Source organism: Planomonospora parontospora (assembly GCA_014647935.1).
Classification (GTDB): domain Bacteria; phylum Actinomycetota; class Actinomycetes; order Streptosporangiales; family Streptosporangiaceae; genus Planomonospora; species Planomonospora parontospora.
On record BMQD01000002.1, the window covers coordinates 125,258 to 150,194 of the forward strand.

Genomic DNA, 24,937 nt, shown 5'->3' on the forward strand with positions numbered 1-24,937 from the left:
CGGGACGCAGCCGAGCCTATCCGGCCTCGGGCGGCGGCTGGGGGGCGAGGAAGGCCGTCTGGACCAGGCGGGCGCCGTGCCGCCGGTCGGTGTGGTAGCCCCGGCCGGGCGGGAGCGGGTGCGGGCGCACGTTGCCGAACAGGGTGCCCTCGTCCTTGTTGCCGGACAGGATGACGGCGGGGGTCGCCATGTCCTTGATCCGCTGGAGGACCGGATCGAACATCGCCCGGCCCACGCCGCCCATCGCCCGCGACATGACCAGGTGGAGGCCGATGTCGCGGGCCTGCGGGATCAGGTCGACCAGGGGCAGCAGCGGGTTCGACGAGGTCGCCACCAGGTCGTAGTCCTCGACCACGATGTACAGGTCCGAGCCCTGCCACCAGCTCCTGGCCCGCAGCTCCTCGGGGGTGAGGTTCGCCGGGGGCAGCCGCTTGAGCAGGGCGCCGCGCGCGTCGTTGATCAGTTCGAGCGCGGCCGCGCCGGAGGCGGCGTAGCCGATGCGGTGCTCGGTGGCGGCGGAGTCCAGCAGCGACCGCCGGTAGTCGATCACGATCATCATGGCCTCCTGCGGCGTGCGCCGGGCGACCAGTCCCTCGGTGACGAGCCGGAGCAGGTTGGACTTGCCGCTCTCGGTGTCGCCCACCACGATGAAGTGCGGATCGGTGTCGAAGTCCACCAGGACGGGGGAGAGGGCGGCCTCGTCGATGCCGATGGGGATCCGGTTCCCGGTCTGCTCGGCTCCCGGCAGCGTCTCGGCGGGCAGCACCGCCGGCAGCAGCCGCACCCCCGGGGCGGCGGGGCCCTGCCAGGCGTCCCTGACCGCGTGGACGAGCGCGCGCACCCCGGCCGGCAGGTCCTCGGCGCTGCGGACGCCGTCGATCCGGGGGACCGCCGACAGGAAGTGCAGGCCCTCCTTGGTGAGGCCGCGGCCCGGCACGCCCTCGGGTACGGCGAGCGACGCCTTGCGGTTGACCTCCGACTCGTAGGCGTCGCCGAGCTTGAGCTCGACCCGGGTGCCGAACAGGTCGCGGATGCCGGGGCGGAACTCCGACCACTTGTTGGTGGCGGCCACCACGTGGATGCCGTAGCCGAGGCCGCGCGCGGCCAGGTCGGTGATGACGGGTTCGAGCGTCTCGAACTCCTGCCGGACGGTCAGCCAGCCGTCGACCACCAGGAAGACGTCGCCCCAGCCGTCGCCCTGGATCGTGCCGTCGGCGAGCTGCCGCCGGTAGGCGGCGATCGACTCGATGCCCTGCTCGGCGAAGTCCCGCTCGCGCCGCTCCAGGAGGGCGGCGATCTCGGCCACCGTACGGCGCACGCGGTCGGCGTCGAGGCGGGTGGCGATCCCGCCCACGTGCGGCAGGGCCTCCAGCGAGGCGAGCGAGCCGCCGCCGAAGTCCAGGCAGTAGAACTGGACCTCACGCGGCGTGTGGGTGAGCGCCATGCCGGTGATGAGCGTGCGCAGCACCGTGCTCTTGCCGCTCTGCGTCCCGCCGGCGACGCCGACGTGGCCGGCCGCGCCCGACAGGTCCAGCCAGAACGGGTCGCTGCGCTGTTCGAACGGCTTGTCGACGACGCCCGCGACGGCGTGCAGCCGGCCCCGGCCCGCCCAGCCGGCCGTGGTGAGGCCGAGCTGCGGCGTGACGGACAGCGGCGGGAGCAGGTCGGCGAGGGTGGGGGGATCACCCAGCGGCGGCAGCCAGATGCGGTGGGCGGGAGGGCCCTGGCCGCGCAGCCGGCCGACCACGACGTCCAGCAGGCTGGGAGCGTCCCTGCCGCCCTCCCCGCCGGTCCCGTCCGGCGGCCCGTCCTCCGCCTCCGGCCGCCCGGCCGGCTCCTCCACGACGGGGAACGGGACGAACGCCGGGCCGTACGGCACGACCTGGCGGACGGGCCCGCGCGCGCCCGCCGTCCCGTGGCTCGGGTCCGCCTGGTAGGGGCCGGAGACGTAGGCGGCCTTGAACCGGGTCATCCCGGTCGTGTCGAACTTGAGGTAGCCGTTCCCGGGCGCGGACGGCAGCTCGTAGGCGTCGGCGACGCCCAGCACGACCCGGCTCTCCATGGCCGAGAAGGTGCGCAGGCCGACCCGGTAGGACAGGTGGGTGTCCAGACCGCGGAGCCTGCCCTCCTCCAGCCGCTGGGAGGCCAGCAGCAGGTGGACGCCGAGCGACCGGCCCAGCCGGCCGATCATCACGAACAGCTCGATGAACTCGGGCTTGGCCGCGAGCAGCTCGCTGAACTCGTCGATGACGACGAACAGGGTGGGCAGCGGCTGCAGGGGCACGCCCTGCTCGCGGGCGCGCTCGTAGTCGCGCAGCGAGGCGTAGTTGCCCGCGGCGCGCAGCAGCTCCTGGCGGCGGACCATCTCGCCGTGCAGGGCATCGTGCATGCGGTCGACGAGGGGGAGCTCGTCCTCCAGGTTGGTGATCACCGCGGAGACGTGGGAGAGGGAGTCCAGGCCGAGGAAGGTGGCGCCGCCCTTGAAGTCGACCAGGACGAAGTTCAGGATCTCCGACGAGTGGGTCATGGCCAGGCCGAGGACCAGGGTGCGCAGCAGCTCGCTCTTGCCCGAGCCGGTGGCGCCGATGACCAGGCCGTGCGGGCCCATGCCGCCCTGCGCCGACTCCTTGATGTCGAGCTCGACCACCCGCCCGTCCCCGCCGAGGCCGATCGGCACCCGCAGCCGGTTGCGCCCCGCCCGGGGCCGCCAGGCCACCGCCGGGTCGAGGCGGGCCGGGTCGCCCACCCCGAGCAGGTCGGTCAGCGAGGTGTTCGCCGTGAGCACGTCCTGCTCCTCGCCCCCCTTGGCGGTCGAGGCGCGCAGCGGGGCCAGCTGCCGGGCCAGGCCCTCGGCCCGCAGGAAGTCCAGCCGGTCGGGGTCGCCGAGCCGGGTCGAGCTCTCCTTGCCCGCGTGGTCGACCTTGATCATGAAGAAGCCGTCCGGCCGGACGTCCAGCCGCAGGGTGCTCTTCTCCTCCACGGCCCCGGCGGTCCCGGACAGGTCGATGACGGTCACGCCCTGGATCGCGTCGGCGCCGAGCTGGGAGTCGTGCGGGATGTGCCCGCCGTCGACGATCAGCACGTGGTACGGCAGGGCGTCGGCGGAGGCGCCGGGCCGGAAGCGGGCGCGCTCCTTCAGGTCCTCGCCGACCAGCCGGTCGAGGTCGGCGAGGGTGCCGGACATGAGCCGGGCCTGACCGGCGGCGTCGGTCTCCTCGGGGTGCAGCGCGTGGGGCAGCCACTTGACCCAGTCCCACTGCGCCATCCACTCGCCGCCCGCGCAGACCATGATCCGCAGGTCGTCGGGGGAGTGGAACACGGCCATCTGGGCGACCATCGCCCGGACCAGCCCGCGGACGGCCACCGGGTCGCCGGTGAGCCTGATCCGGGCGAAGGAGTGCAGGGCCACGGCGACCGGGAGGTGCGGGACGGTCGAGTGCGTCCGGACGAACCTGCGCAGCGCGCCGGCCGAGAGGGCGTCCAGGTCCTCGACCGGCTTGGAGTCCGGGGGGATCAGCTGGATCGCGAGCTTCTGCACGCCGGTGCCGAGCCGTACGGTGCCGAAGTCGTCGTCGCGGGGCCGCCGCTCCCACAGGCGCGGGCCCAGGGCGATCCACCACAGGGAGTCGGGGGCGGGGCTGCTCCACTCGAGCGCCTCCCGCTGCTGCACGGCGGCGCGGCGCACCCGCTTGCGGACCTGGGAGAGGTAGCGGAAGTAGTCGCGGCGCAGGCCGTTCAGGCGGGACTTGCGCTCCCCGGCCTGGCGGCCGAGCTGGCCGACGGTCATGCCGACCATGGACAGGGCGAACAGGCCGCTGGCGACGTACATGACCGGGTTGGTGTTGCCCCCGGCGGTGAACATCAGGCCCATGGCGGCGCCTCCCGCCAGCATGGGCAGGTAGGTCATCACCCCGGCGAAGCCCTGCGACTGGACCTCGGGGATCTCCGGGGGGGACTCGAGGAGGATCTCGCCCCGCGGTGGCTTGGGCGGGGGACGGCGCTCGGAACGCCGTACGACGACGATGCTCACCCTGGAAATGCCCTCCTGTGCCCGGACGTCTTCCCTGCCGCCGGTGGACCCGTCCACTCGCGCGGCCGCCGGCGCCTGCGGCCGACCACCGCGCGTGATCCACATTGTGCCGCTACCGTATCCGCCATATCCGAGATATCCCCTATGTCGGTGATATTCGTGATGTCCACGGGAGAGGGAAACGGCTGTGCTACCGCTGAGTCAACCACCCGTCCAGGGACCGGGGCCGCAGGGGGTAGCGGTCCGGTCCGCCGCGCCGCTGCCGCCGCTGTGCCACGTCACGATCGTGGCCCCCCGGGTGAAGGCCGACCTGGCGCTGCCCGCGGACATCCCGCTGCCGCACATCCTGCCGGGCCTGCTGCAGGCGGTGGGCGAGACGGGCGGCGGCGCCGCCGCGGTCCCCGTCTGGGTGCTCCAGCGGATCGGGGGCGCCCCTCTCGACCTCGGCCAGAGCCTGGGCACCCTGGGCGTACTCGACGGCGAGGTGCTCTACCTGCGTCCCCGCGACGCCGTACTGCCCCCGGCCGTGTTCGACGACGTGGCCGACGTGGTCGCCACCAGCGTCAAGGAGGGGCCGAGCAACTGGGAGAAGAAGCACACCCGGCTGACCGGGCTGGGAGCCGCGGTGGCGCTCCTGCTCACCGGGACGGTGGCGCTGGTGGCCGCCGGCCCTCCCTGGACGGTCCCCGCGGTGCTCGCCGCGGTGCTGGCGCTCCTGCTGCTCGGCGCCGGCGGCGCGGTCTCGCGGGCGCTGGGCGACTCCGCGGCGGGCGCGCTGATCGGCTACACGGCCCTGCCGTACGGCTTCCTCGCCGGGCTGCTCGCACCGGCGGGCCTGACGGACTCCCCGGCCGGGTTCGGCGCGCCGCACCTGCTGTCCGGCTTCGCCGTCACCGTCTTCGTGGCCACCGCCGGCGGGATCGTGATCGCCGACGGCGTGCCGGGCTTCATGGGCACCGGCGTGGCGGCGGCGGCCGGGGCGGCGGCGGCCGGGGTCGTGATGGTCTCGGGCGCATCCCCCGCCGGGGTCGCGGCGGTGACGGCCTCGATCCTGCTGGCGCTCGGCTCCGCGGTCCCGATGCTGTCGTTCCGGATCGCCCGGCTGCCGATGCCCGCGATGCCGACCAACGCGGAGGAACTGCGCGCCGACAACCAGCGGGTCGACGGCGAGACCATCCGGGAGCGCACCGGCCGGGCGCAGCGCTACGCGACCGGGATGGTGGCCGGGATCGCGCTGACGGCGCTGGTCACCCAGGTGTACCTGCTGCTGGACGGCCGCTGGATCGCGATCGCCACGGCGCTGGTGCTGGCGGCGGTGCTCGTCATGCGGGCCCGCGTCTTCCAGGGGCTCGGCCAGCGGCTCTGGCTGACGCTCGGCGGCGTCGCCGGGCTCGCGGTGTTCGCGGTCGGGCAGGCGGTCGCCGGGGGCGGTGCCGCGGCGATCACCGTGGTGGTGGCGCTGCTGTGGGCCGCGGCGCTCCCCGCGGGCCTGGGCCTGTGGCTCCCGTCGGGGCGGCCGTCGCCGTTCTGGGGGCGGGCCGGGGACATCATCGAGGTCCTGCTCGTGGTCGCGCTGTTCCCGCTCGCCCTCGGCGTGCTGGACGTCTACGCCTGGGTGCGCGGCCTGGCTGGGTGAGAACGGCCCGTGCCCGCGGGAGTGCCGCGCGGTCCGGGGGAGTACGGCCCGTGCCCGCGGGAGTGCCGCGCGGTCCGGGAGGAGAAGCCGGCGTGCCGCCGGACCGGGGCCCGCGCCCGCGGGCCGGTGGCGTCCACGAGGAGGGATGAGCGATGACGGCTGGGTTCGGGGATTTCGCGAACATCGATGTCGACAAGCTGCTGAACATGCGGTTCGACCACGTGCAGGACGTGCAGAAGGCCGCGTCCGAGCTGGTCGGGCGGGCCGAGGACGAGAGCGGCCTGGTCGCGGTGGAGTACGGGAGCCAGGGGCTGAGCGGGCTCGAGCTCCACCCCAAGGCGATGCGGCTGAGCGCGGGGGAGCTCGCGGAGATGATCAAGGCGACGGTCCGCGCCGCCGCCGAGGACTTCAACACCCGGTTCGAGGATCTGCTGGACGGCGCCTTCGGCGGGGACGGCGCGATGCGGGAGGCCCGTGATCCGGAGGCCCTGAAGGACCGGATCAAGGAGATGGAGACGGCCTACGACCGCACCTTCAACGATGTTATGGGGGAGCTTGACCGTATTCGTCACCGTTTGGGACTGTAGGAGCATGTAAGGGAAGATACGTGCCTCAATGCCTCCCCTTTCTGGATATATACCTCGGATGGGACATCTGACCTAATAGGCGGCAAAGTTATCTGTCCGTAATATGCATTCTTGTTATCCAGGGCGGGTGAGATCACTAGCATGCCTGGTGATGATGTTCGCGGGAGCAGTCCGCCTCGTCGGCGATGCGGCATCGGGTCGCACGGCCGACGCGGGCGCTGAGCCGCGACCGGCAAACAGGTCCTATGTCACGGAGGTGACCGGTGGCGGATTTCTTCGGTGCCAGTCCGGCACAGATCAAGAAGGCGTCGGAACTCGTCGTGGACACCGCGCAGTACGTCGAGGGTCTCCGCAAGGGTGTGCAGACCACCACGCAGGAACTGACGGCCACGGGGTGGCTGGGCACGGCGTCGGCCAGGTTCCTCCAGGCCATGACCAAGTGGGACGAGCAGATGATGATCGTCCGGCGCGACCTGGAGTCCATCGCGCAGAAGATGGGCGACAACTCCATCACCTACAGCGCGGCCGACCAGGACGTGCAGAGCGGCATGAACAGGGTCGACGCCCTCATCAACACCGGAACCAGGTGACCTGAGGCCCGCGCGGCCCCCGGCATCCCTCCCCACGATCCCTCCACGACAAGGACGGAGAGCACAGTGTCCGACTATACGAAGGTCAACTTCGTGCAGATGGAGCAGGCCCAGCTGGGGCTCCTCAAGGTCGTCAGCAACATGGACAAGGCGACCGACGAGCTCATCAGGAAGCTCCAGGAGGTCCTGGGCGACAACTGGGCCGGCGACGCGGCGAACTTCTTCGAGGAGCACCGCAAGATCTGGGACGCCGCCGAGCAGGAGATGGGGCGCCAGCTCAACGAGGCCGCCGTCGCGCTCGGCACCGCCAACGAGAACTACAAGGCGGCCGAGGCGCGCAACCGGGCGATTTGGTCCAGCTGACCCGGGAGGCGCGTCGGCCGGGCTCCGCGCGGACGCCGCCGGACGCGGCGGCCGCGTCCGGCCGGTGCGTCCCGCACGCCGCCGCGGCGGAGGGCGGCCGAGGATTCTTCGGAGTCCTCACGGGAGTCTTCAAGGAGAACGATGGGTAACGAGCTCTCCCCGGATCCGAACTGGCCCGGCGTGCACAACTACGTGACGGGGACCGAGTTCGACGTGGCGCGGATGCGCAAGGTCGCCGAGGACCTGGAGCGCTGCGCCGGCGAGATGAAGAGCGGAGCCGGGTCGGCGACCGGCCTCTGGCAGGACTCCGCCCTGACCGAGTTCCAGGTGGGGACCTGGCCGGCGGCCAGCGCGTTCACCCGGAGCGTCGGCCGCAACCATTCCCCCGACGGCATCGCCGGCATGTACGTCGGGCCGGTGTCGAACACGCTGGCCTACGTCTACGGGATGTTCGCGGTCCGGCTGGAGGACGCCGCCAAGGCGATTCGGGCCAACGCCGACGAGTACGACAGGGTCCGCCGCGCCAACGGTGGCTGACGGCGGGCGGAAGCGATCACGGGAGGGTCGTCGTGGGCAGTGAGAGCGGGAGCCTGGACGTCCGGTCCACCAGCGCGGTCCCCAGCGCGGGCCAGGTGTCCGCGTCGAAGGAGGAGATCGAGCGGTGGCTGCGCGCCACGGCGCCGGAGAAGGTGACGGCCGCCGCGGCCTCCTACCAGGCCGGCGTGGCCGTCCTCGGCTCCGTCCGCGAGGCCCTGGCCCGCAATGCCAGGGAACTCGCCGGGGCGTGGAGCGGGCCCGCGTCCGTCGAGGTCCAGCGGGCGCTGCAGATGCTGCACGCCACCGGCGCGGAGCTGAGCGAGAAGATGGGGCAGATGGCCTCCGTCCTGCAGACGTACGGCGGGGCCGCCCTGCCCCAGGCGATCGACGAGCTGGAGCGGCTGAAGGCCGACCCCGCCCCGCAGCCGAACCCCTCGCCCGGCCCGGCGCCGACGCCTTCGGCCACCGCGTCGCCGTCGCCGTCCCCCTCGGCCTCCCCGTCCACCGCGCCGCCCACGATCGGGCCGCTGAACGAGCCCGCTCCGGGCCTGACGCCCTCGGCGCAGGCCGCCATGAACGGCGACCACGCGGCCCGGGAGATCCTCCGCAAGCTGGACACGAGGATCGTGCAGCTCTACGAGAGCGTTCCGGCGAACGTGACGTACAACCTGCCGACCGTGACCATCCCGGAGGCGTCCGGCGGCTACACGCCCGTGGAGTACCCGCCGGGCGGCAGCCCCTACGAGGGCGGCTCGCCCCGCGGGAACGGCGGATCCGTCCCGGCCTACTCCGGAAACCCCGGCGGCACCGGCGGTTCGGGCACGGGGGGCGGTCCCGGCTCGGGCGGCGGCGTCGGTTCCGGGGGCGGCCCCGGCGGCGGTTCCGGGGGCGGTCCCGGCTCGGGCGGCGGACCGGGCCCCGGTCCCGGTGGGCCTGGTTCCGGCGGCGGGACCGACCCCGGCGGGAGCGGACCCGGCGGCGGGACCGACCCCGGTGGAGGCGGACCCGGTGGGAGCGGGCCCGGAGGGAGTGGACCGGGCTCCGGTCCCGGCGGGAACGGGAACGGCGCGTTCCCGGGCTCGGGCGTCACCGGTGACGGCACGGTTCCCCCGGTGATCGGTCAGGCCGGCGCCGGCGACCCCCGGACCACCGAGGTCGCCGCCTTCGCCCCGAACGATCCGGCCACGGCCCTGACGACCACGCAGAATCCGGCGGCGGTCACCGCGCAGCCAGGCTTCGGTCCCGGCTCGGGCTCGGGCTCAGGCTTCGGTCCCGGCACGGTGGTCCGGCCGAACCCGCTCGGGATCGGCGGGCCGATGACGAGCGTGCCCCCGGTCCTGGGCGGCGGCTCGGGCGCCGGCGGCGGGGCGGCCCTGCCCTCGCTGCGGGGCGCCGCCGCGGGCGGCGCGCCGATGATGCCGTTCATGCCGATGGGCGGCGCCGCCGGCGGCGAGGAGTCGCAGGGCCAGGAGCGGACGAGCTGGCTGACCGAGGAGCACGACGTCTGGAACACCGGCCACGAGGTGATCCCCCCGGTCATCACCTGACCCCGCCCGGCTCCCGGAAGGCACGGCATGGCGTTTCAACTGGATCCAGACTGGCCCGGCCTGACGGAGGCCGACCGCAAGCACGGCGCCGAGGTGGACCGTACGGAGGTGAAGCGGATCGCGGGCGAGCTGGAGAAGGCGCTGAAGGCGCTGACCACGGGCGGCGCGGAACCCGCGGCGGCGGGCGAGCACAAGCCCGGTGACGAGTTCTCGCCGCCTCCGCCTCCTCCCTCGGGCGCGGGGTCGCTGCCCGACCTGCAGCGTCACTGCGCGCTCAGCGAGGCCCAGCTCGGCCAGTGGCAGACCGCGCAGCAGTTCTCCATGGGGATCGTCTCGGCCTACTCCGTCCTCGTCGGGGACCCGGGCAGCCCGGGCGGCGGCCTGTACGCCTCGCTGGCCCGGCAGTACGGGGAGTCCATCAACGCGCTGCTGGAGATGGCCAGGTCCTACGACGGCGCGGAACAGGCCTACGGCCGGCCGGGCGACCGGCGCTGAGTGCGGGACGGACGATCATGGCGGACGTGCAGAAGATCAGGGTCAAGCCCACGGACGGGCCGCTGCCCACCGAAGAGACGCAGATCTTCTACTTCGACTACCTGGAGAAGCGGATCCAGGAGTGGATCGACGGCGCCGATCCGGTCGCGGTGCGGCGGGCGGGCGACTACTACGTCGCCGGCCACGGAGCGCTCGAGGCCGGGGCGGCGGCGCTCAAGGCGAAGGCCGCGGAGCTGGCCCGGCACCTGAAGGGACCGGCGGGCGTCGAGGTCCAGAAGCAGCTGCAGTTCCTGCACGCGACCATGCGCGAGCTCGCCGGCAAACTGAACGCCACCGGCACGGTGCTGCGCAAGTACGCCGACACGATGGCCTGGGCGCAGCGCGAGGTGGTCGTCCAGCAGGGCCGGGACTCGCGCACGGACCGGGACATCGACTGGGCCGACCTCACCCCGTTCTACGGGGTCTACCGGGTCCAGCGCCGGGCCAGGGACCACTTCTACGCGGTGAACGAGAAGATCCGCGAGCTCTACGCGGAGCTGCCCCCCGACGTCCAGCAGGCGCTGCCCACCCCCACGGAGGTGGACCTGCCCGAGTACAAGCCGACCGGTCTCCCCGGCGGCCCGTCCCCGGACCTCCCCGCGGACCTCACGGGAGGAGGGCCGCCCGGGACCGTCGCCTTCGACCCCGGTGTGGACGACGATCCGTACGGGCTCGGCGGGCTCCCCGGAGACGGGGGGACCGTCCCGGCGGGCCTCGACCCGTCCGGGCTCGTCCACCCGCTCCCCGAGGGCTCCCCGGGGCTGCCGGGCCTTCCGGGGGCGGGCGGGGCGGTGAACACGGGCGACGCTTCTCCTCGCCTCCCGGGAGCGCCGGATGCGGGCGTTCCCGCGCCGGGATCGTCCACGACCACGCTCGCCGGTCTGCGCGACCCCTCGATGACCGGATCACCGGCCTTCCCGGGGACGGCCCACCTCCCCGGCGGCCCCTCCGGGGCGGGCGGGTTCGGGACCGGAGCCGGGGGCGGGCAGGGAGGCGGCGCCTTCCCGGGCGGGGCCTTCGGCACCGCGGGCGCGCCCGGGGGCACCGGCGGCGCCGCAGGGGCCGGGGGCGCCGGAGGGGCGGCCGGAGGCAGGATGAAGGCGGGCGGCGGTGTGCCGGCGACGCCGTTCATGCCGATGGGCGCCGCTGCGAAGGGCGGCGCGGGAGGCGAGGAGGAGCGGGACCGGGAGAACACCACCTGGCTCCTGGAGGACGACGACGTCTGGGGTGGCGGCGGCGACACCATCCCGCCGGTGATCGGCTGAGTGCGGAGGAGTGACGATGGGCGGACCCGGCGGCGGCCAGACGTTCGGGGGCTACGGGTTGAACGGGCCGGGGGTCTCCTTCAGCGAGGAGAGGCTGAAGGCGCTCGGGAAGGACTACGACACCCACGCCGGCACGATGGAGAACGTCGCCGACCAGACGAAGGCGATCGGCGTGCCCTTCCCCGGATTCGGCGTCCTGGGCGCCGGGCTGCACATCGCGCACGACCGCGCCCGGGACAGCGCCGCCGACGCGCTCGGTGCGGGCAGGGAGGTGCTGGCGTCGTGGCGGACGGCCCTCGAGACGGCCAGCCACACCTACAAGGCCGCCGAGGACGCCAACAAGCTGCCGGAGCTCCCGGGCACGGACCTCCCGGGGGGCGGCCTGCCCGGAGGAGGCCTTCCGGGGGGCGGTCTGCCCGGGGGCGGTCTGCCGGGCACGGACCTCCCCGGGGGTGGCCTGCCCGGAGGTGGTCTGCCGGGCACGGATCTGCCGGGCACGGACCTCCCCGGGGGCGGTCTGCCCGGAGGTGGTCTGCCGGGCACGGACCTCCCCGGGGGTGGCCTGCCCGGAGGTGGCCTTCCGGGGGGCGGTCTGCCGGGGGGCGGTCTGCCGGGCACGGACCTGCCGGGCGCGAATCTGCCGGGCACCGGCGGCGTCCCGGGGAGCGGAGGGCTCGACGGGCGGATCCCCGGACTGCCCGGACAGGCCGCGACCGGACTGCCCGGCCTCGGATCGGTCGACCCGCGCCGGACGGACCTGTCCGCCTACACGCCCGGCGAGCCGTCCGTGCCGCAGTTCAAGGTCCCGGACGCCACGACCTGGACGGGCGACCAGGCGGCCGGGACGGGCACGGCGGGCCGAGGGGGCGGCGCGCTCCCCGCAGGGGCGGGGAGCGGCGGACCGGGCGGCCTGCAGGCAGGCGTGCGCGGGACCGGCGCGAACGGCGGCATGCCGATGATGCCGATGATGCCGATGGGCGGCGCCGGAACGGGTGAGCAGGAGCGCGATCGCGACCAGACCACCTGGCTCTCGGAGGACGAGGGGGTCTGGGGCGGCGACGAGGACGTCGCCCCCTCGGTGATCGGCCAGGAGCCGTGATCCGGACGGGACGCGGCGGGACGGGAGGCTGACGGCATGGCGTACGAGAACGACAAGGACATGTACATCGCGGCGGTGGCGCTTGCGACCATCGCGGCCGGCGTCCTCAGACGTCCCATGGCGTTCTCCATCGTCGCGACCCTCGGCCTGATGGTCTCCGACCCGGGTGCCATGAACGCGGCGGCGAAGGAATGGGACAAGGCGGACCTCGACCAGCTCAAGCGGGAGATAACCGAGCTGAAGGAGACGTTGAGGAAGGACGGCAAGTGGGAGGGCGAGGCCTTCGCCGCGTTCGACGCCGCCGTCCTGAAGTTCAACGACGAACTGGGCAACGCGCAGAACCTCCGCAAGGGCATGGGCGACGCCCTGGACCAGACCGCCCTCGTCTACCACGTGGGCGCGATCATCGCGATGTCCGTCGCGGTCATCATGCAGGCGCTGGCGGCGCTCTCCATCGTCTTCCTCGTCCACCCCGGGGGGAAGGTGGCCTTCGAGGTCGCCCTCACCGGCGTGCTCAACTCCATCGACAAGGCGGTCAAGGCGATGGCCAAGAAGAAGATGACGGCCGCCGGGGTGGTCGCGGGCATCCTCTACGGGGTGGCCACCCTCCAGGACAACATGGGCAAGCTGTTCTTCGGGATGAAGGCCATGCCGGAGGGGACGCCGGAGTTCACCAAGGCGGGTCTGAACTACGATCCGGCCTCCGGACTCAAGAAGACGGAACTGCCGAGCCTGAACATGAACCTGAACCAGGGGGGCCTCCACTTCCCCGGTCTCCCCTGACCCGGAGCCGTACGGGGTCCGGGCCCCGTACGGGACGGGCGGGTCCCGGCCGCTACGGCCGGGCCGCGGCCGGCTGCTCGACCCGCACCGGCACCCTGGCGGCGGCCGGGTCGAGCGCCGGTCCCTCCGGGATCAGGTGCACCAGGTGGGCCGGGAGCGGGGCGACGTCCCCGTCGGCGTAGCCGAGGCTCTGCAGCGCCTCCGGTGAGGGGATCGCGTGCCGCCGTCCCTGGTCGCCGATCAGGTAGAGCGAGCGGACCGCGTCCAGCCTGCCGTCCCCCGGCAGCAACCCCACGAGCGCGCCGGAACCGGGCGGGAGCACCACCTGGTCGACCGTGGCCTGGTCGAAGCGCTCGCTCGGGGGTGCGGGGATCCGTACCGTGCTCTCGACGGTCAGCGTCGCCTGCGCCGACCCCCGCGCCGTGCCGGAGTAGACGGCGCAGAGCGGGTCCGCCGGGTCCGGCTCGATGACCTTCGGCATGGTCTCGGGGAGGCCGGTGGAGTCCAGCCGGGTCTTCGAGACCCGCGTCGCGTTCGCGGTCGCGGCGTCCAGCGTGATCGCCCGGACGGGGGCGCGGCCGTACGCCTTCCTGGTCGCGGGGTTCTGCAGGAGCAGGTCCGCCTGGACGGGGGTGAGGCTCGCCAGCCCGTCGGAGAGCAGGACGTACCACTTGGCGGGGCCGCCGACGGCCGGCGGAACGGTGTACACCCGGCCCGCCGCGGACCCGCGGCCGTCCGGCCCGCGCACCGCGCGGCCCAGCCCCGGGATCCAGGGACTGCGCAGGTCGGGTCCGGCGGGCAGCGCGTTGAGCCAGGCGGCCGGGACCTGCCGGCGCCCTCCCTCCGGCAGCGCCCGCACGCTCTCGGACGCCACCCGCATCCGCCGGTTCGACCAGAGCATCCAGGTCTGCCCGCCCTCCTCGACCACCATGGCGGAGTCCTGCCCGATCGGGCGCCCGCCGACCTCGAAGCCGCCGATCAGGGACGTGTACGGCCTGCGTCCGCCGGTGGCGTCCGTGCCCTCCACCACGCAGGCCGACCACGGCGCGCGGACCAGGCGGTCGGGCGCGGGCAGCGACTCCGGAGCGCCCGGGATGCCCACCAGCGTGCCCCGGGCGAAGCGGGCGAGCGAGGCCGAGGTCACCGTCCGGACCTTCGCGCCCTGCGTGCCCAGGAGCAGCCGGGCGGAGGCCACGTTGGCGACGGGGATCATCCGCCGCTGCGGAGCGCTGTAGACGAACGTCGCGCCCGACTCCTCCTCGACGAGGACCGTGCCGGGTTCGGTGAGCGCGGTGGCGCCGCCCGGGCGCAGCAGCCCCAGCACGCCGAAGACGACCGCCACCAGGACGGCGGCCAGCACCGCGCAGAACATCGCCACGTTGTACCTGCGCATCGGCGACTCGGGCAGGTCCGGCTCGCCCTGGAGCAGAGCCGTGCCCAGTCGCTGCGTCATCAGCCGGTACGCCTGGTAGAGATCGCGACGGGTCTGCATTCCACCTCCGTCTCGCCGGACACGCGGTAGCCGACAGCATAGAAGCGCGATCAAGGAGTTGCCCCCTCCGAGACAGAAAAGGGATCTTCCTCTCTTCCGAGGCGGGGGGAAGGCGGGCAGGGGAGGCCCCGGGACGCCTGGACGGGAGAGATCGCAGGACGCCGGCAGGAACACGGCAGGAAGCCGGAAAGCGCCCGGACATCCGCAGGCCGCCCGGCGTTAACGGGGGCCCCGTAGCCTCTGAGCCGCCGCCCGGCCGTACGCGCGGCGACGCGCGGCCCGGCGGCGCCGGGGACACGGTGACGGCACGGCGGTACAGCGGTACGGAGACGATTCTCGGAGGCTGGTCGATTGGCTCCTCAGACCCCCGGATACGAGGTCGCGGCCGGGCACCTGGAGAAGTTCGCGGGGACCGCGGGGGACGCGGGCACCGAGGTGCAGGGCGCGCTGGACGGGACGCCCCGCTTCGAGGGGTGGAACCTCGCCCCGCTCGCGGGCGTCCCGCTCGTCGGGCTGCTCTTCGTCAACCGGCTCAACGCCGTCGCGGACACCTGGGCGGCGGGCGCGCGGGTCCTGCGGGAGACCCTCGCATCGGACTCCGAGCGGCTGGTGCGGGTGGCCGCCACGTACGTGCAGGTGGAGCGGGCCAACGCGGCGGGAGGGAAGCCCTGAGCGAGAATCCGCTGCTCCCGGGCGGGCAGCAGCCACGGCAGGGCCCGCTGTACGTCACCGACCGCCACGGCACGGTCCGCCGGACCGTGCAGGTGGGGCCGGCCGGCGGGCCCGGTCCGGTCGGGCAGGCCCGCGCGGCCGCGCCGGTCGGGCAGGCCCGGACCGACCCCGGTTTCTTCCGCAAGCTGATGGGGTCGCTGAACGTGCTGCGGCAGCCGACCCGGACCGCCATGGTGATGTCGGGCATCGGCGCCGCCGCCCTCGCCCTGGACGTCGCCGCGACCGCGAACATCGGCAACCCCTTCCTCTTCGCGAACCGCAGGGACACCTGGAAGGAGATCTCCGGGCGGCTGGAGAGCGGCCGGGCGGACCTGTGGCGGGCGTTCTTCGACGAGGTCTCCCCGAACTGGCAGGGCGAGGCCAAGCAGGCGCTCCAGACGCACCTGCGGTTCAACACCAACGGCCTGTTCGGCGCGCTGACCAAGGTGTCCGACGACATGAGCACCACCATGCAGGGCCAGTACAAGGAGGTCCTGGAGTACGACCTCTCGGTCTTCGCGATCTATGCGGCCTCCGCGCCGATCTTCAAGACGCTCACGGCGCTCAGCACGACCAACCCGGTCGCCAGGGGGGCCCTCATGGCCTACGTGGCGACCTTCGCCGGAGGGCTGGGGAACCTGGTCAAGCAGTTCGCCGACGTCTACAACGGCTACGAGACGGAGCTCAACAAGCTCGAACTCAAGCTGAACGACCTGCGGGCCGCCTTCTGGACCGGCGGGGACCCGGACAGGGGGCCGCGGCGGCTGGGCCTGCCTCCCGGCGTGACCGACCCCGGCAACATCAACGACGACTACTGGAAGCGCGCCCCGCACCACCGGTGACGGGAGCGCCCCGGATGAGCGCGGACGGACGGAAGATGGAACGGACAGGGCAGATCACCGCGTTCGCGGCCGGTGCCGAGGGTGACGTCGCGGGCCTCCTGCGGGAGGTCGGCGAGCAGGTCGACCGGCTGACCGCCGCGCTCCGCGGGCTGAGCGGGCGGGAGGTGGAGGCGGACGCGGCCGACGGCGGGATCCGGGTGAGGGTCTCGGGGTCGGGCAGGCTGCTCGCCGTCACCGTCGGCGCCCGGGCGATGCGGGACCTCGACCACGAGGAACTGGGCCGGGCCGTCGTGGAGGCGATCCGGCGGGCGCGCGAGGCCGCGGGGGCGGAACTGGCCGAAGCGGTCGCCGAGGCGACCGGCACGCGGCCTCCGGATCTGGCGGACCCGGACGGCCCGGTCGTCCCGGCGGACCCGCTGGCACCGGCGGTCGACGCGCTGCTGAGGGGGGCGTGACCGTGGAGGAGCACGAACTCCTCGAACTCGCCGAACGGCTCCCCGAGGCGCTCGCGGAGCTGGAGTCGGCCGTGGAGGAGTGGAGCGGCAGGCGCTTCCACGGCACCGCGGACGAAGGACGCGTCGTCGCCACGGTCGACGCGCTCGGCTCGCTCCTCGACCTCGAGATCCACGTGCTCAGCCGGCGCCGGCTCGACGGCGCCTCCCTCGGCGAGGCCGTCGTCGCGGCGGTCGGGGCCGCGGAGGAGGCCGCGGCCCGGGCGAAGGACGAGATGATGCACGGGCTGCGCCTGGGGAGCCTGCCCAGCCTGGGAGAGCTGCTCGGCGGCGCGCGCCGGGACTTCGAGAGGCGCAGCGGCTTCCGCGCGTAGCGGCGCCTTCCCGCCCGGGCGGGAGGCCCGCCGGCTCCCCGCCCGGCCGGGAAGCCGCCGCGGCCTCCCAGACCGGGCAGGGGAGCGCCGCGGCCTTCCAGGCTAGAGAGGGGAGCGCTGCGGACTCGCGGGCCGGGTGGCGGGGCGCTGCGCGCCTGGCCGCCATCCGCGCCGCCGGCCCAGCGGGACGACGACGCCGGCCAGGGCGGCCAGGACCGCCGCGGAGAGGGAGAACAGGGCGACCCGGCCCGCGATCGAGATCCCTCTGACGTCCTCGGCGGGTGCGGGCCGTACCGCGCCGGGCGGCAGCGGGGCGGGATCCTGCGGCGCGATCGCGACCGTCTCCGGCAGGATCGCGGACACGGCGAGCAGCGGGTTGACCATCCCCGCGCCGGTCCCGGAGCCGGAGGCGCCGTCGGCGGTCAGCTCGATGCGCCGCCGTACCCGCACCTGGTCCAGCCCTGGGTACCGGGCCCGCACCAGCGCGGCCACCCCCGCGACGTACGGCGCGGCGAAGCTGGTCCCCTCCAGGTCCTCCCGGTAGGCGAGGCCCGGCCAGGGGGCGGTGACGGCGGTGCCGGGGGCCAGGACGGAGACGGGGGTCGACGCGTTGGACGAGTCCGCCCTGCCGCCCTCGGGACCCGCCGAGCCGACGGAGAGCACGCCCGGGTAGGCGGCCGGGTAGGCGGGGGCCGCCGAGCCGTCGGACCGCTGGACGTTGCCCGCCGCGGCCACCACCACCACGTCCTGGGCCAGCGCGTAGTCGACCGCGGCCTTCAGATCCGGCTGGTCGGCCGCCTGGATGGAGACGTTGACCACGTCCGCGCCGAGCTCGACGGCGCGCACGATCCCCTGGGCCAGTTTGCCCACGTCGCCGTTGCTCTCGTTGGTCTGCTTGATCGAGATCAACTTGGCCCGGGGCGCGACACCCGTGAAGGGCACCCCGCGGATCTCGGCTCCCGCGATGATGCCCGCCACGGCCGTGCCGTGCCCGACGCAGTCGTAACCGTGCGTGCCGGTGAGGTCGACGGACGAGGCCACCTTCAGCTGCGGGTGCCGGGTGTCCACGCCGCTGTCCACGATCGCCACCGTCACCCCCGCGCCCTTGGTGAGCCGCCAGACCTCCGGCAGGTTCAGGCGCCGCTGGGCCCACGACTCGCCGATGCTCGTCGTCCCGCGCTGCGGCGTGCAGTCGGACCCCGCCGCCCCGCCCGCCGCCGCGTTCCCGGCGGCGGGCGGGGCGGCGACCGCCAGTGTCAGCACACCCGCGGCGAGCCTTCCGGCGATCACGGAATCTTCACCTCCGCGCGGGCGGCCTCCGTACGGCCGCCCGCCGAACTCGGTCGGGTGCCGTTCCCCGGGTCTCCGCAGAGGACCGGGGGGAACGGCCGGAAGCCCCCTCCCGGAGACCGGGGCCGTCCGGGAGGGGGCGCGTCAGGCCCGGAACGGGCCTTCAGGACGGGGTCAGCGGCAGTTCCCCCAGTCCGAGGAGGCCTGGCCGCCGGGGCCGCCGCCCGAGAAGCGCACGCACTTGCCCTTGGCGGGGAGGACGACCGGTCCCGCGTAGTACTCGAAGGAGCCCCTGTCGGTCAGGGAACCGCCGCCCTGCACCTCGAGCGTGGCCCAGAGCTGGCTCGCCTTGCCCACGTCGCTGCTCTTGACGGTGACCACGCAGTTGTTCCCGGTGGACGCGTTGTAGAGCTGGTGGACCGTCCCGCCGTTGAACGACAGGGACCGCTGCGGGACGTACCCCGCCCCGCAGACCTCCTGCGGGCTGAACAGCCCGGCGGGGGGCGGGGGAGCGGGCGCCGTCGCGGTCCGCGACGGGCCGGCCCCGACCGTCGGCAGCACACCGGTGGGGACCGGCTTGGCCGTGCTGGTCGGCGGGTTCCAGGTGGGCTTGGCCCGGGTCGGCGTCGGCTTGGCCGTGATGGCCGACGGGTTCCAGGTGGGCTTGGCCGCGGTGGTGGTGGGCTTGGCCCGGGTCGGTGCCGTGGTGGGCTTGACCTGGGTCGGTGCCGTGGTGGGCTTGGCCGCGGTGGGCGTCGCCGGCGGCACGCTCGGAACCGCCGTGGGCGTGGCCGTCGCCGAAGCCGACGGAACCGCAGTGGGCGTCGCCGAAGCCGACGGAACCGCAGTGGGCGTCACCGAGGGCGCCGGAGCGGCGGTGGGCGTCACCCCGGGGGTGGTCGACGGAGAGGGCGCGGGCGACCCCGTGGGCTGCGGGGACTCCGGAGCCGGTTGCGGCGTCACCGTGAGGGTCACCGTCGGCTGCGGGGTCGCCGGCTGCTGCGTCGCGGTGGCCGTGGGGGCCGGCGCGGCGGTGGGGGTCTGCTGCGTGCCGGGCCGGTCCGTCTGCTGCGGCGCCGCGGTCGACGGAACGGGGACCGGGGGCGGGGTGAGCGAGCTCAGCGTCGGGACGGGCGCGACGGTGGGCACGGCGGGGATGTCGGTGGGCAGCTGCAGCGGCCCGACATCGCCCTCCCGCGGCTCCGGGGTCGTCCCCCACGGCACCGTGACCCTGTTCACCGGGTCGTCTCCGGTGCCCTGTCCCGTGCCGGTGCCCTGCCCCTGGTCGCCGTCAGCGGCCTGGTCCTCTCCCCGCCCGGCCAGTTCCAGCGGGATCCGGGGAGCGGCCCCGTCGGCGGCCGTCCGTCCTGCGTTGTCCAGGGAGGTGTACTTCCCCGCGGCCCAGACCCCGAGTCCGGACAGCAGGGCGACCACGCCCACGCAGGCCGCCAGGAGGAGGGAGAGCCCTCCGGTCCTCGGCCGCTCCCTGACGGGTGCGGCGAGCACGGTCACGTTCGCCGGCGGCGGATCCCCCGGCAGGGGCGGCGCGCCCCAGACCTGGGGGGCGGGGGCCGTCGGCGCACCGGGACCGGGCTGCCCGGCCGCACCCGGCATGACCTCTCCCCGCAGGTCGTCGCCGGGGAGGACCGGGCGGCCCTCCTGCGGGACGGGGACGGCGGACAGCACGCGGTCCTCGGGGCGCTCGCCGAGCAGCCGCAGCATGGCCGCGCCCGCGTCCGGCCGGGCCTCCGGACGCTTGTCCAGGCAGGCGGCGATGAGCGGGCGGAGCGCCGCCGGGATGCCGCTCAGGTCGGCGGGCCCCTCCAGCACCAGCTCGGGCCGGCCGCCGTAGGGCGGCCGGCCGGTGGCCGCGTAGGCGACCGTCGCCGCCCAGGCGAACAGGTCGGCGGGTTTCGCGGCGGTGGACGCACCGGGGGCGCCCGGAGCCGGGGGCGCACCGGGAGCACCCGGAGCGCCGTCGGGGAGGAGCCCCGCACGGAGGCGCTCGGGCGCGACGTAGTCCGGCTCGGATCCCGCCGCGCCGAGGCCGACGTCGCACACCCGGGGGCCGTCGGGACCCAGGAGCACCGTGTCGGGGGTGAGCCCGCCGTGGACGATCCCGGACATGTGGACGGCGGTGAGGGCGTTGAGCGTGCCCACGGCGAGCCGCTCCAGCGCGTCCCCGGTGAGCGGCCCGTCCGCGGACACCGTCGCACGGAGCGAGCGCCCTTCGACGTGCTCGCGGACCACGTACGGCGCGTCGTCGAACCAGCCGACCTCGACCAGCCGGGCGGTGTGGGCTCCCGAGACCCGCTTGGCCGCGTTCAGCCCGTTGGTGATCCGCTCCCGCGCCTGCGGGTCGGCGTCCGGGCGGGGCTCCAGCATGCGGATCACGCGAGGCGTGTCGTCGTCCAGCAGATGACCCAGGTAAACGGCCTGCCCGGGGTCCGGGGAGAACCGCCCGATCAGAACGTATATACCGATACGTTCCGGATCGTTAGGTAGCAATGGGTGTAAATCGCCCATGGAATTCCTTCCATCCCCGCTATCGATATAAGCGTCTATGGGTTGATCTAGGACCATCCAAGCAAATCTGTCTCGTCCTCATCACCCGCTTCGTCGGTATTCCACGTTTCATTTCCTAACGAATCGGGAACCCTGGCGTTCCGGGTCGTACCGGAACACCGGTGACACCGCCCGCCGGGCAGGGTGATCGGTGCGGATCGCCCGCCGGGCCTAAGCTGACCGTCGTGAACGTGTTTCCGTGGGATGAGGCGGCCGCGACCGGCATCGGGTCGCACCCGGGTGAGGACCACGCCGAGGCGGTCAGGATCGTCTTCGGCGAGACGCCCGCTCTGCCGTACCTGCCGGAGCTCCCGGCGCGCGGAGTCGGCGCGGACATGATCGGGAGGGCCGCGTCCCTGCTGGTGGAGCTGGCCGTGGAGGTGCAGCCCTCGGGCTGGCGCTTCACCGACAGGCCCGGCCGGGACGCCAAACGGGCCCGTGACCACCTGCTGCGCGACCTCGACGGCCTGGAGGAGGCGGCCCAGGGCTACGAGGGCCCCTTCAAGATCCAGGTGTGCGGGCCGTGGACTCTGGCCGGGGCCGTCGAACTGCGCCACGGCGACCGGACGCTCGCCGACCCCGGAGCGGTGCGCGACCTCGTGGCGTCCTACGCCGAAGGGCTCGCCCTGCACCTCGCGGAGGTCCGCAAGCGGGTGCCGGGTGCGACGGAGATCGTGGTCCAGCTCGACGAGCCGGGTCTGCCCGGCGTGCTCGCCGGCACGGTGCCGACGGCGTCGGGCTTCGGCCGGCTGCGCGCAGTCGAGGCGCCGGTGGCCGCCGAGCGGCTCCGGTCGGTGCTCCCGGACGCCGCCTTCCCGGTCGTGCACTGCTGCGCCCCCGGCGTGCCCCTGCGGGTCCTGCGCGAGGCGGGGGTGAAGGGCGTCTCGCTGGACGCCTCCCTGCTGCGACGGCGCGACGAGGACGCGATCGGCGAGTCCGTCGAGGCGGGGACGGCGTTCCTCCTCGGGGTCGTGCCCGGCGCCGACGCCCCGCTCCCGGACGTCGGGGAGGTCGCCCGGCCCGCCGTCGAGCTCTGGCGCCGCCTGGGCTTCCCCTCCGCGACCCTGGCCTCCCAGGTCGTGCTCACCCCCGCCTGCGGCCTGGCCGGGGCCTCGCCCGCCTACGCCAGGGCCGCGCTGGCCAAGTGCCGGGAGTCGGCCCGGGTGCTGCGCGAGGACCCGGGCGAGTAGGCCGGTCCTCACCGGGCGGGGCCCGCCCGGGGTGCCGCGGGCCGTACGGGCGCCTCCGGGCACGGCCCGTCAGAGGTTTCCGACCGGACGGAGGAGCGGGACGGCCACTCCTGCCAGCGGTCCTACGGAGCTTCAAGCGGGGTGCAAGTACGAGGCCCTATCTCTGGACGTGTCGCTGAACCGATCACATGTCTGGAGTTTCGATGCGCACCGGGTTCCGTGTCCTGCTCGGCCTGACCGCCGCCGCGGCCCTCACCCTCGGCGGGTCCACGGCGGCCTCGGCCGACGCGGCGGCCTCCTCCTGGAAATGGGGACCGATCCACTCCACCGACGGCCACGCCACCGCCAAGGGCAGGATCGTCGTCACCCAGAGCGCCTTCCAGATCCGGGGCGACCTCTACGACACCCGGGGGAAGGGCTGCTCGTGGGTGCAGCTGCGCTGGCTGAGCGGGAGCACCGGCCGCTGGGGCTCGGCGGCCTACTACAACTGCACGCCGGGCACGGGCACGTTCCGCAAGAACATCGGCTATCCCCTGACGGTCAAGGCGAAGGTCTGCCGGGGCACCTCCGGCGGGCCCACCGGCCGGTGCACGTCCTGGAGGACCGTCTACCGCCAGGGCGGCTGATCCCCGGCGGCCGGGGGCCCGGGTGACCCGGGCCCCCGGCCACGGGCCGTGCGGCCCGCACCGCGCCCGGCCGCCGCCGTCCCGGCCACGGGCCGTGCGGCCCGCACCGCGCCCGGCCGCCGCCGTCCCGGTCGTGTCCGCCAGTGGTGCACCGCCCGCCGCCCGGCCGGATGTCGGTGCCCGGCGATAGATTCTCCCTGGCCGGTCCGACGAGGGGAGAACAGGCGATGGGCGTAGAGGTCGAGGGCGTTCCGGTGGCGGCGCTGGAGCGGCACGCGGAGCTGAGCGAGCTGGTCGAGGAGGCCAACTGGCGCTACTACGTGCTCGACGCGCCGACCGCCAGCGACGCGCAGTACGACACGTGGATGCGCGAGCTGCACGCCCTGGAGGAGGAGCACCCCGCCCTGCGCACCCCCGACTCGCCGACGCAGAAGGTCGGCGCGCCGATCTCGGGGGATTTCACGCCGGTCGAGCACCTGAGCCGGATGGAGAGCCTGGACAACGCGTTCGACGCCGACGACCTGGCCTCCTGGCAGGCGCGGATCGAGCGGCTGGCCGAGCAGGACCCGGGGCCCTACCTGTGCGAGCTGAAGATCGACGGCCTGGCGATCTCCCTGGTCTACGAGAAGGGCAGGCTGGTCCGAGGGGTGGTCCGGGGCGACGGCCGGGTCGGCGACGACGTGACGGCCAACGTGCGCACCATCGCCGACATCCCGCACCGCCTGACCGGCGACGGCGTGCCCGACCTGGTCGAGGTCCGGGGCGAGGTCTACATCCCGGTCGCGGAGTTCACCAGGCTGAACGAGCAGCTGGCCGAGGCGGGCAGGGCGCAGTTCGCCAACCCGCGCAACTCCGCGGCGGGCTCGCTGCGGCAGAAGGACCCGCGGGTCACCGCCCGGCGCCCGCTGCGGATGATCGTCCACGGGGTCGGCGTGTGGCAGGGGAGCGAGCGGCCGCGGGCCCAGTCGGAGGTCTACGACCGGCTCCGGGAGTTCGGCCTGCCGGTGAGCGACCTCTACCGGGTCGTCGACGACCTCGACGGGGTCAACGAGTTCATCGAGTTCTACCGGGAGCACCGCCACGACCCGGCCTACGAGATCGACGGCGTCGTGGTGAAGGCCGACCGCGTCGAGATCCAGCGCAACCTCGGCTCCACCAGCCGGGCGCCGCGCTGGGCGATCGCCTACAAATACCCCCCCGAGGAGGTCAACACCAAGCTCCTCGACATCCAGGTGGGCGTCGGCCGGACCGGCCGGGTCACGCCGTTCGGGGTCATGGAGCCGGTGGTGGTGGCGGGCTCCACGGTCGAGCGGGCCACGCTCCACAACGGCTCGGAGGTCGCGCGCAAGGGGGTGCGGATCGGCGACACCGTGGTGCTGCGCAAGGCGGGCGACGTGATCCCGGAGATCGTCAAGCCGGTCGAGGAGCTGCGCGACGGCACCGAGCGCGAGTTCACCATGCCGACCCACTGCCCGGAGTGTGGCACCGAGCTGGCCTACGAGAAGGAGGGCGACGCCGACCTGCGCTGCCCCAACACCCAGGCCTGCCCGGCCCAGCTCCGCGAGCGCATCTACTTCGCCGCCGGGCGCAAGTCCCTCGACATCGAGGGCCTGGGCTACGTGGCGGCCACCGCGCTGACCCAGCCGCTGCCCCCACACGAGCCGCCGGTCCGCACCGAGGCCGACCTGTTCGACCTGACCATCGAGCGGTTGCTGCCGATCGAGTCGGTCGTCCGGGACATCGACACCGGCCTGCCGAAGACCGACCCCGAGACCGGCGCCCCCAAGGTCGTCACCTTCTTCGCCAACAAGAACGGCACGCCCAGCAAGAACGCCGAGAAGATGCTCCAGGAGCTGGAGAAGGCCAAGGACCGGCCGCTCTGGCGGGTGCTGGTGGCGCTCTCCATCCGGCACGTCGGCCCGCCCACCGCCCAGGCCGTCGCCGCCGAGTTCGGCTCGATGGACGCGATCATGGCGGCCTCCGAGGAGGAGCTCGCCGCGGTCGAGGGCGTCGGCCCGCGGGTGGCCGCGGCGATCCGCGACTGGTTCGAGGTCGGCTGGCACCGGGAGATCGTCGATCGCTGGCGGGCCGCCGGGGTCCGGATGGAGGACGCGCCGCCGGCCGACCTGCCGCCGCAGACCCTGGCCGGGCTGACCTTCGTGGTCACCGGCACGCTGGCGGGCTACACCCGCGACGAGGCGGGAGCCGCACTGTCGGGCAGGGGCGGGAAGGTCTCCGGCTCGGTGTCGAAGAAGACCTCCTTCGTGATCGCCGGGGAGAACGCCGGCTCCAAGTTCGACAAGGCGGTCAAGCTGGGCGTGCCGATCCTCAACGAGGGCGGCCTGGAGGTCCTCCTCAAGGAGGGGCCCGAGGCCGCGGCGGCGATGGCGGTCCCGCCGGAGGGATGACGCTCCGCGACGGTGG

The 24,937-nt window shown here is 74.2% G+C and carries 21 protein-coding genes; 17 read left to right on the plus strand and 4 right to left on the minus strand.

All coding sequences use genetic code 11. From position 1 onward, the window contains the following. Window positions 1–16: 16 nt before the first annotated feature. The gene (gene eccCa, locus IEZ07_RS03655) at window positions 17–4,030 is read right to left on the minus strand and encodes a type VII secretion protein EccCa (RefSeq protein ID WP_191893500.1); all 4,014 of its coding nucleotides are present in this window, start codon (window positions 4,028–4,030) and stop codon (window positions 17–19) included. Window positions 4,031–4,217: 187 nt separating this feature from the next. Between eccCa and eccD the strand changes: the two genes are divergently transcribed. The 10 genes from eccD to IEZ07_RS03705 all read left to right on the plus strand — a co-directional run bounded on the left by eccD (window position 4,218) and on the right by IEZ07_RS03705 (window position 12,971). Beyond that, entirely contained in the window at window positions 4,218–5,666 is a 1,449-nt protein-coding gene (eccD, locus tag IEZ07_RS03660; protein WP_191893501.1) for a type VII secretion integral membrane protein EccD, read from the plus strand. Between the two features lie 152 nt (window positions 5,667–5,818). After that, window positions 5,819–6,253, plus strand: a complete 435-nt coding sequence (locus tag IEZ07_RS03665) for a hypothetical protein (protein WP_068897649.1) — start codon at window positions 5,819–5,821, stop codon at window positions 6,251–6,253. 263 nt (window positions 6,254–6,516) lie between these two features. After that, window positions 6,517–6,843 (plus strand): WXG100 family type VII secretion target, encoded by a 327-nt coding sequence (locus tag IEZ07_RS03670; RefSeq protein WP_191893502.1) that lies wholly within the window; start codon window positions 6,517–6,519, stop codon window positions 6,841–6,843. A 66-nt stretch (window positions 6,844–6,909) separates the two neighbouring features. Beyond that, window positions 6,910–7,206: a WXG100 family type VII secretion target gene (locus tag IEZ07_RS03675; protein WP_068897647.1), complete on the plus strand. Its 297-nt coding sequence runs from the start codon at window positions 6,910–6,912 to the stop codon at window positions 7,204–7,206. Window positions 7,207–7,347: 141 nt separating this feature from the next. Beyond that, window positions 7,348–7,743 (plus strand): hypothetical protein, encoded by a 396-nt coding sequence (locus IEZ07_RS03680; RefSeq protein WP_191893503.1) that lies wholly within the window; start codon window positions 7,348–7,350, stop codon window positions 7,741–7,743. Window positions 7,744–7,775: 32 nt separating this feature from the next. Beyond that, on the plus strand, window positions 7,776–9,290 hold the full coding sequence (locus IEZ07_RS03685; protein ID WP_191893504.1) for a WXG100 family type VII secretion target: 1,515 nt from the start codon (window positions 7,776–7,778) through the stop codon (window positions 9,288–9,290). A gap of 27 nt (window positions 9,291–9,317) precedes the next feature. Further along, window positions 9,318–9,785, plus strand: coding sequence for a hypothetical protein (locus tag IEZ07_RS03690; RefSeq protein ID WP_191893505.1), 468 nt, complete (start codon window positions 9,318–9,320; stop codon window positions 9,783–9,785). Window positions 9,786–9,811: 26 nt separating this feature from the next. Next, entirely contained in the window at window positions 9,812–11,089 is a 1,278-nt protein-coding gene (locus tag IEZ07_RS03695) for a hypothetical protein (protein WP_191893506.1), read from the plus strand. 16 nt (window positions 11,090–11,105) lie between these two features. Then, window positions 11,106–12,188: a hypothetical protein gene (locus IEZ07_RS03700; protein WP_191893507.1), complete on the plus strand. Its 1,083-nt coding sequence runs from the start codon at window positions 11,106–11,108 to the stop codon at window positions 12,186–12,188. 36 nt (window positions 12,189–12,224) lie between these two features. Further along, complete coding sequence (locus IEZ07_RS03705) at window positions 12,225–12,971, plus strand: WXG100 family type VII secretion target (protein WP_191893508.1); 747 nt, start codon at window positions 12,225–12,227, stop codon at window positions 12,969–12,971. 52 nt (window positions 12,972–13,023) lie between these two features. Here IEZ07_RS03705 and eccB read toward each other — a convergent pair whose 3' ends face one another. After that, entirely contained in the window at window positions 13,024–14,463 is a 1,440-nt protein-coding gene (eccB, locus tag IEZ07_RS03710) for a type VII secretion protein EccB (protein WP_191893509.1), read from the minus strand. 351 nt (window positions 14,464–14,814) lie between these two features. On the opposite strand from eccB, the gene IEZ07_RS03715 reads away from it, so the two are divergent. The 4 genes from IEZ07_RS03715 (at window position 14,815) to IEZ07_RS03730 (ending at window position 16,842) form a co-directional block, all read left to right on the plus strand. Further along, window positions 14,815–15,135, plus strand: a complete 321-nt coding sequence (locus IEZ07_RS03715) for a hypothetical protein (protein WP_191893510.1) — start codon at window positions 14,815–14,817, stop codon at window positions 15,133–15,135. A gap of 86 nt (window positions 15,136–15,221) precedes the next feature. After that, window positions 15,222–16,016, plus strand: a complete 795-nt coding sequence (locus IEZ07_RS03720) for a hypothetical protein (RefSeq protein WP_191893511.1) — start codon at window positions 15,222–15,224, stop codon at window positions 16,014–16,016. A gap of 35 nt (window positions 16,017–16,051) precedes the next feature. Continuing rightward, on the plus strand, window positions 16,052–16,471 hold the full coding sequence (locus IEZ07_RS03725; RefSeq protein ID WP_191893512.1) for a YbaB/EbfC family nucleoid-associated protein: 420 nt from the start codon (window positions 16,052–16,054) through the stop codon (window positions 16,469–16,471). After that, the gene (locus IEZ07_RS03730; RefSeq protein ID WP_191893513.1) at window positions 16,468–16,842 is read left to right on the plus strand and encodes a YbaB/EbfC family nucleoid-associated protein; all 375 of its coding nucleotides are present in this window, start codon (window positions 16,468–16,470) and stop codon (window positions 16,840–16,842) included. Before IEZ07_RS03725 ends, IEZ07_RS03730 begins: the two co-directional genes overlap by 4 nt. Before the next feature lie 102 nt (window positions 16,843–16,944). Here the strand turns inward: IEZ07_RS03730 and IEZ07_RS03735 are convergent, their stop codons facing one another. Then, on the minus strand, window positions 16,945–18,132 hold the full coding sequence (locus tag IEZ07_RS03735; protein ID WP_191893514.1) for a S8 family serine peptidase: 1,188 nt from the start codon (window positions 18,130–18,132) through the stop codon (window positions 16,945–16,947). Window positions 18,133–18,306: 174 nt separating this feature from the next. Further along, window positions 18,307–20,517 (minus strand): protein kinase family protein, encoded by a 2,211-nt coding sequence (locus tag IEZ07_RS03740; RefSeq protein ID WP_239319506.1) that lies wholly within the window; start codon window positions 20,515–20,517, stop codon window positions 18,307–18,309. 365 nt (window positions 20,518–20,882) lie between these two features. Here IEZ07_RS03740 and IEZ07_RS03745 point away from each other — a divergent pair, with 365 nt between their 5' ends. From IEZ07_RS03745 to ligA, 3 genes are all read left to right on the plus strand, one after another. Next, window positions 20,883–21,887 (plus strand): methionine synthase, encoded by a 1,005-nt coding sequence (locus IEZ07_RS03745; RefSeq protein ID WP_191893516.1) that lies wholly within the window; start codon window positions 20,883–20,885, stop codon window positions 21,885–21,887. Between the two features lie 203 nt (window positions 21,888–22,090). After that, window positions 22,091–22,513 carry a hypothetical protein gene (locus tag IEZ07_RS03750; RefSeq protein WP_191893517.1) on the plus strand — a complete coding sequence of 141 codons (423 nt, stop codon included), beginning with the start codon at window positions 22,091–22,093 and terminating at the stop codon, window positions 22,511–22,513. Between the two features lie 227 nt (window positions 22,514–22,740). Continuing rightward, window positions 22,741–24,921, plus strand: coding sequence for an NAD-dependent DNA ligase LigA (gene ligA / locus IEZ07_RS03755; RefSeq protein WP_191893518.1), 2,181 nt, complete (start codon window positions 22,741–22,743; stop codon window positions 24,919–24,921). The last annotated feature ends 16 nt before the right edge of the window (window positions 24,922–24,937 follow it).

Excerpts from the sequence above, each read along its gene's own strand:
- IEZ07_RS03665 (WP_068897649.1), top strand. The coding sequence starts at position 5,819 with ATGACGGCTGGGTTCGGGGATTTCGCGAACATCGATGTCGACAAGCTG.
- IEZ07_RS03680 (WP_191893503.1), top strand. The coding sequence starts at position 7,348 with ATGGGTAACGAGCTCTCCCCGGATCCGAACTGGCCCGGCGTGCACAAC.
- IEZ07_RS03690 (WP_191893505.1), top strand. The coding sequence starts at position 9,318 with ATGGCGTTTCAACTGGATCCAGACTGGCCCGGCCTGACGGAGGCCGAC.
- IEZ07_RS03700 (WP_191893507.1), top strand. The coding sequence starts at position 11,106 with ATGGGCGGACCCGGCGGCGGCCAGACGTTCGGGGGCTACGGGTTGAAC.
- IEZ07_RS03705 (WP_191893508.1), top strand. The coding sequence starts at position 12,225 with ATGGCGTACGAGAACGACAAGGACATGTACATCGCGGCGGTGGCGCTT.
- eccB (WP_191893509.1), bottom strand. The coding sequence starts at position 14,463 with ATGCAGACCCGTCGCGATCTCTACCAGGCGTACCGGCTGATGACGCAG.
- IEZ07_RS03725 (WP_191893512.1), top strand. The coding sequence starts at position 16,052 with ATGGAACGGACAGGGCAGATCACCGCGTTCGCGGCCGGTGCCGAGGGT.
- IEZ07_RS03740 (WP_239319506.1), bottom strand. The coding sequence starts at position 20,517 with ATGCTGGAGCCCCGCCCGGACGCCGACCCGCAGGCGCGGGAGCGGATC.
- IEZ07_RS03750 (WP_191893517.1), top strand. The coding sequence starts at position 22,091 with ATGCGCACCGGGTTCCGTGTCCTGCTCGGCCTGACCGCCGCCGCGGCC.
- ligA (WP_191893518.1), top strand. The coding sequence starts at position 22,741 with ATGGGCGTAGAGGTCGAGGGCGTTCCGGTGGCGGCGCTGGAGCGGCAC.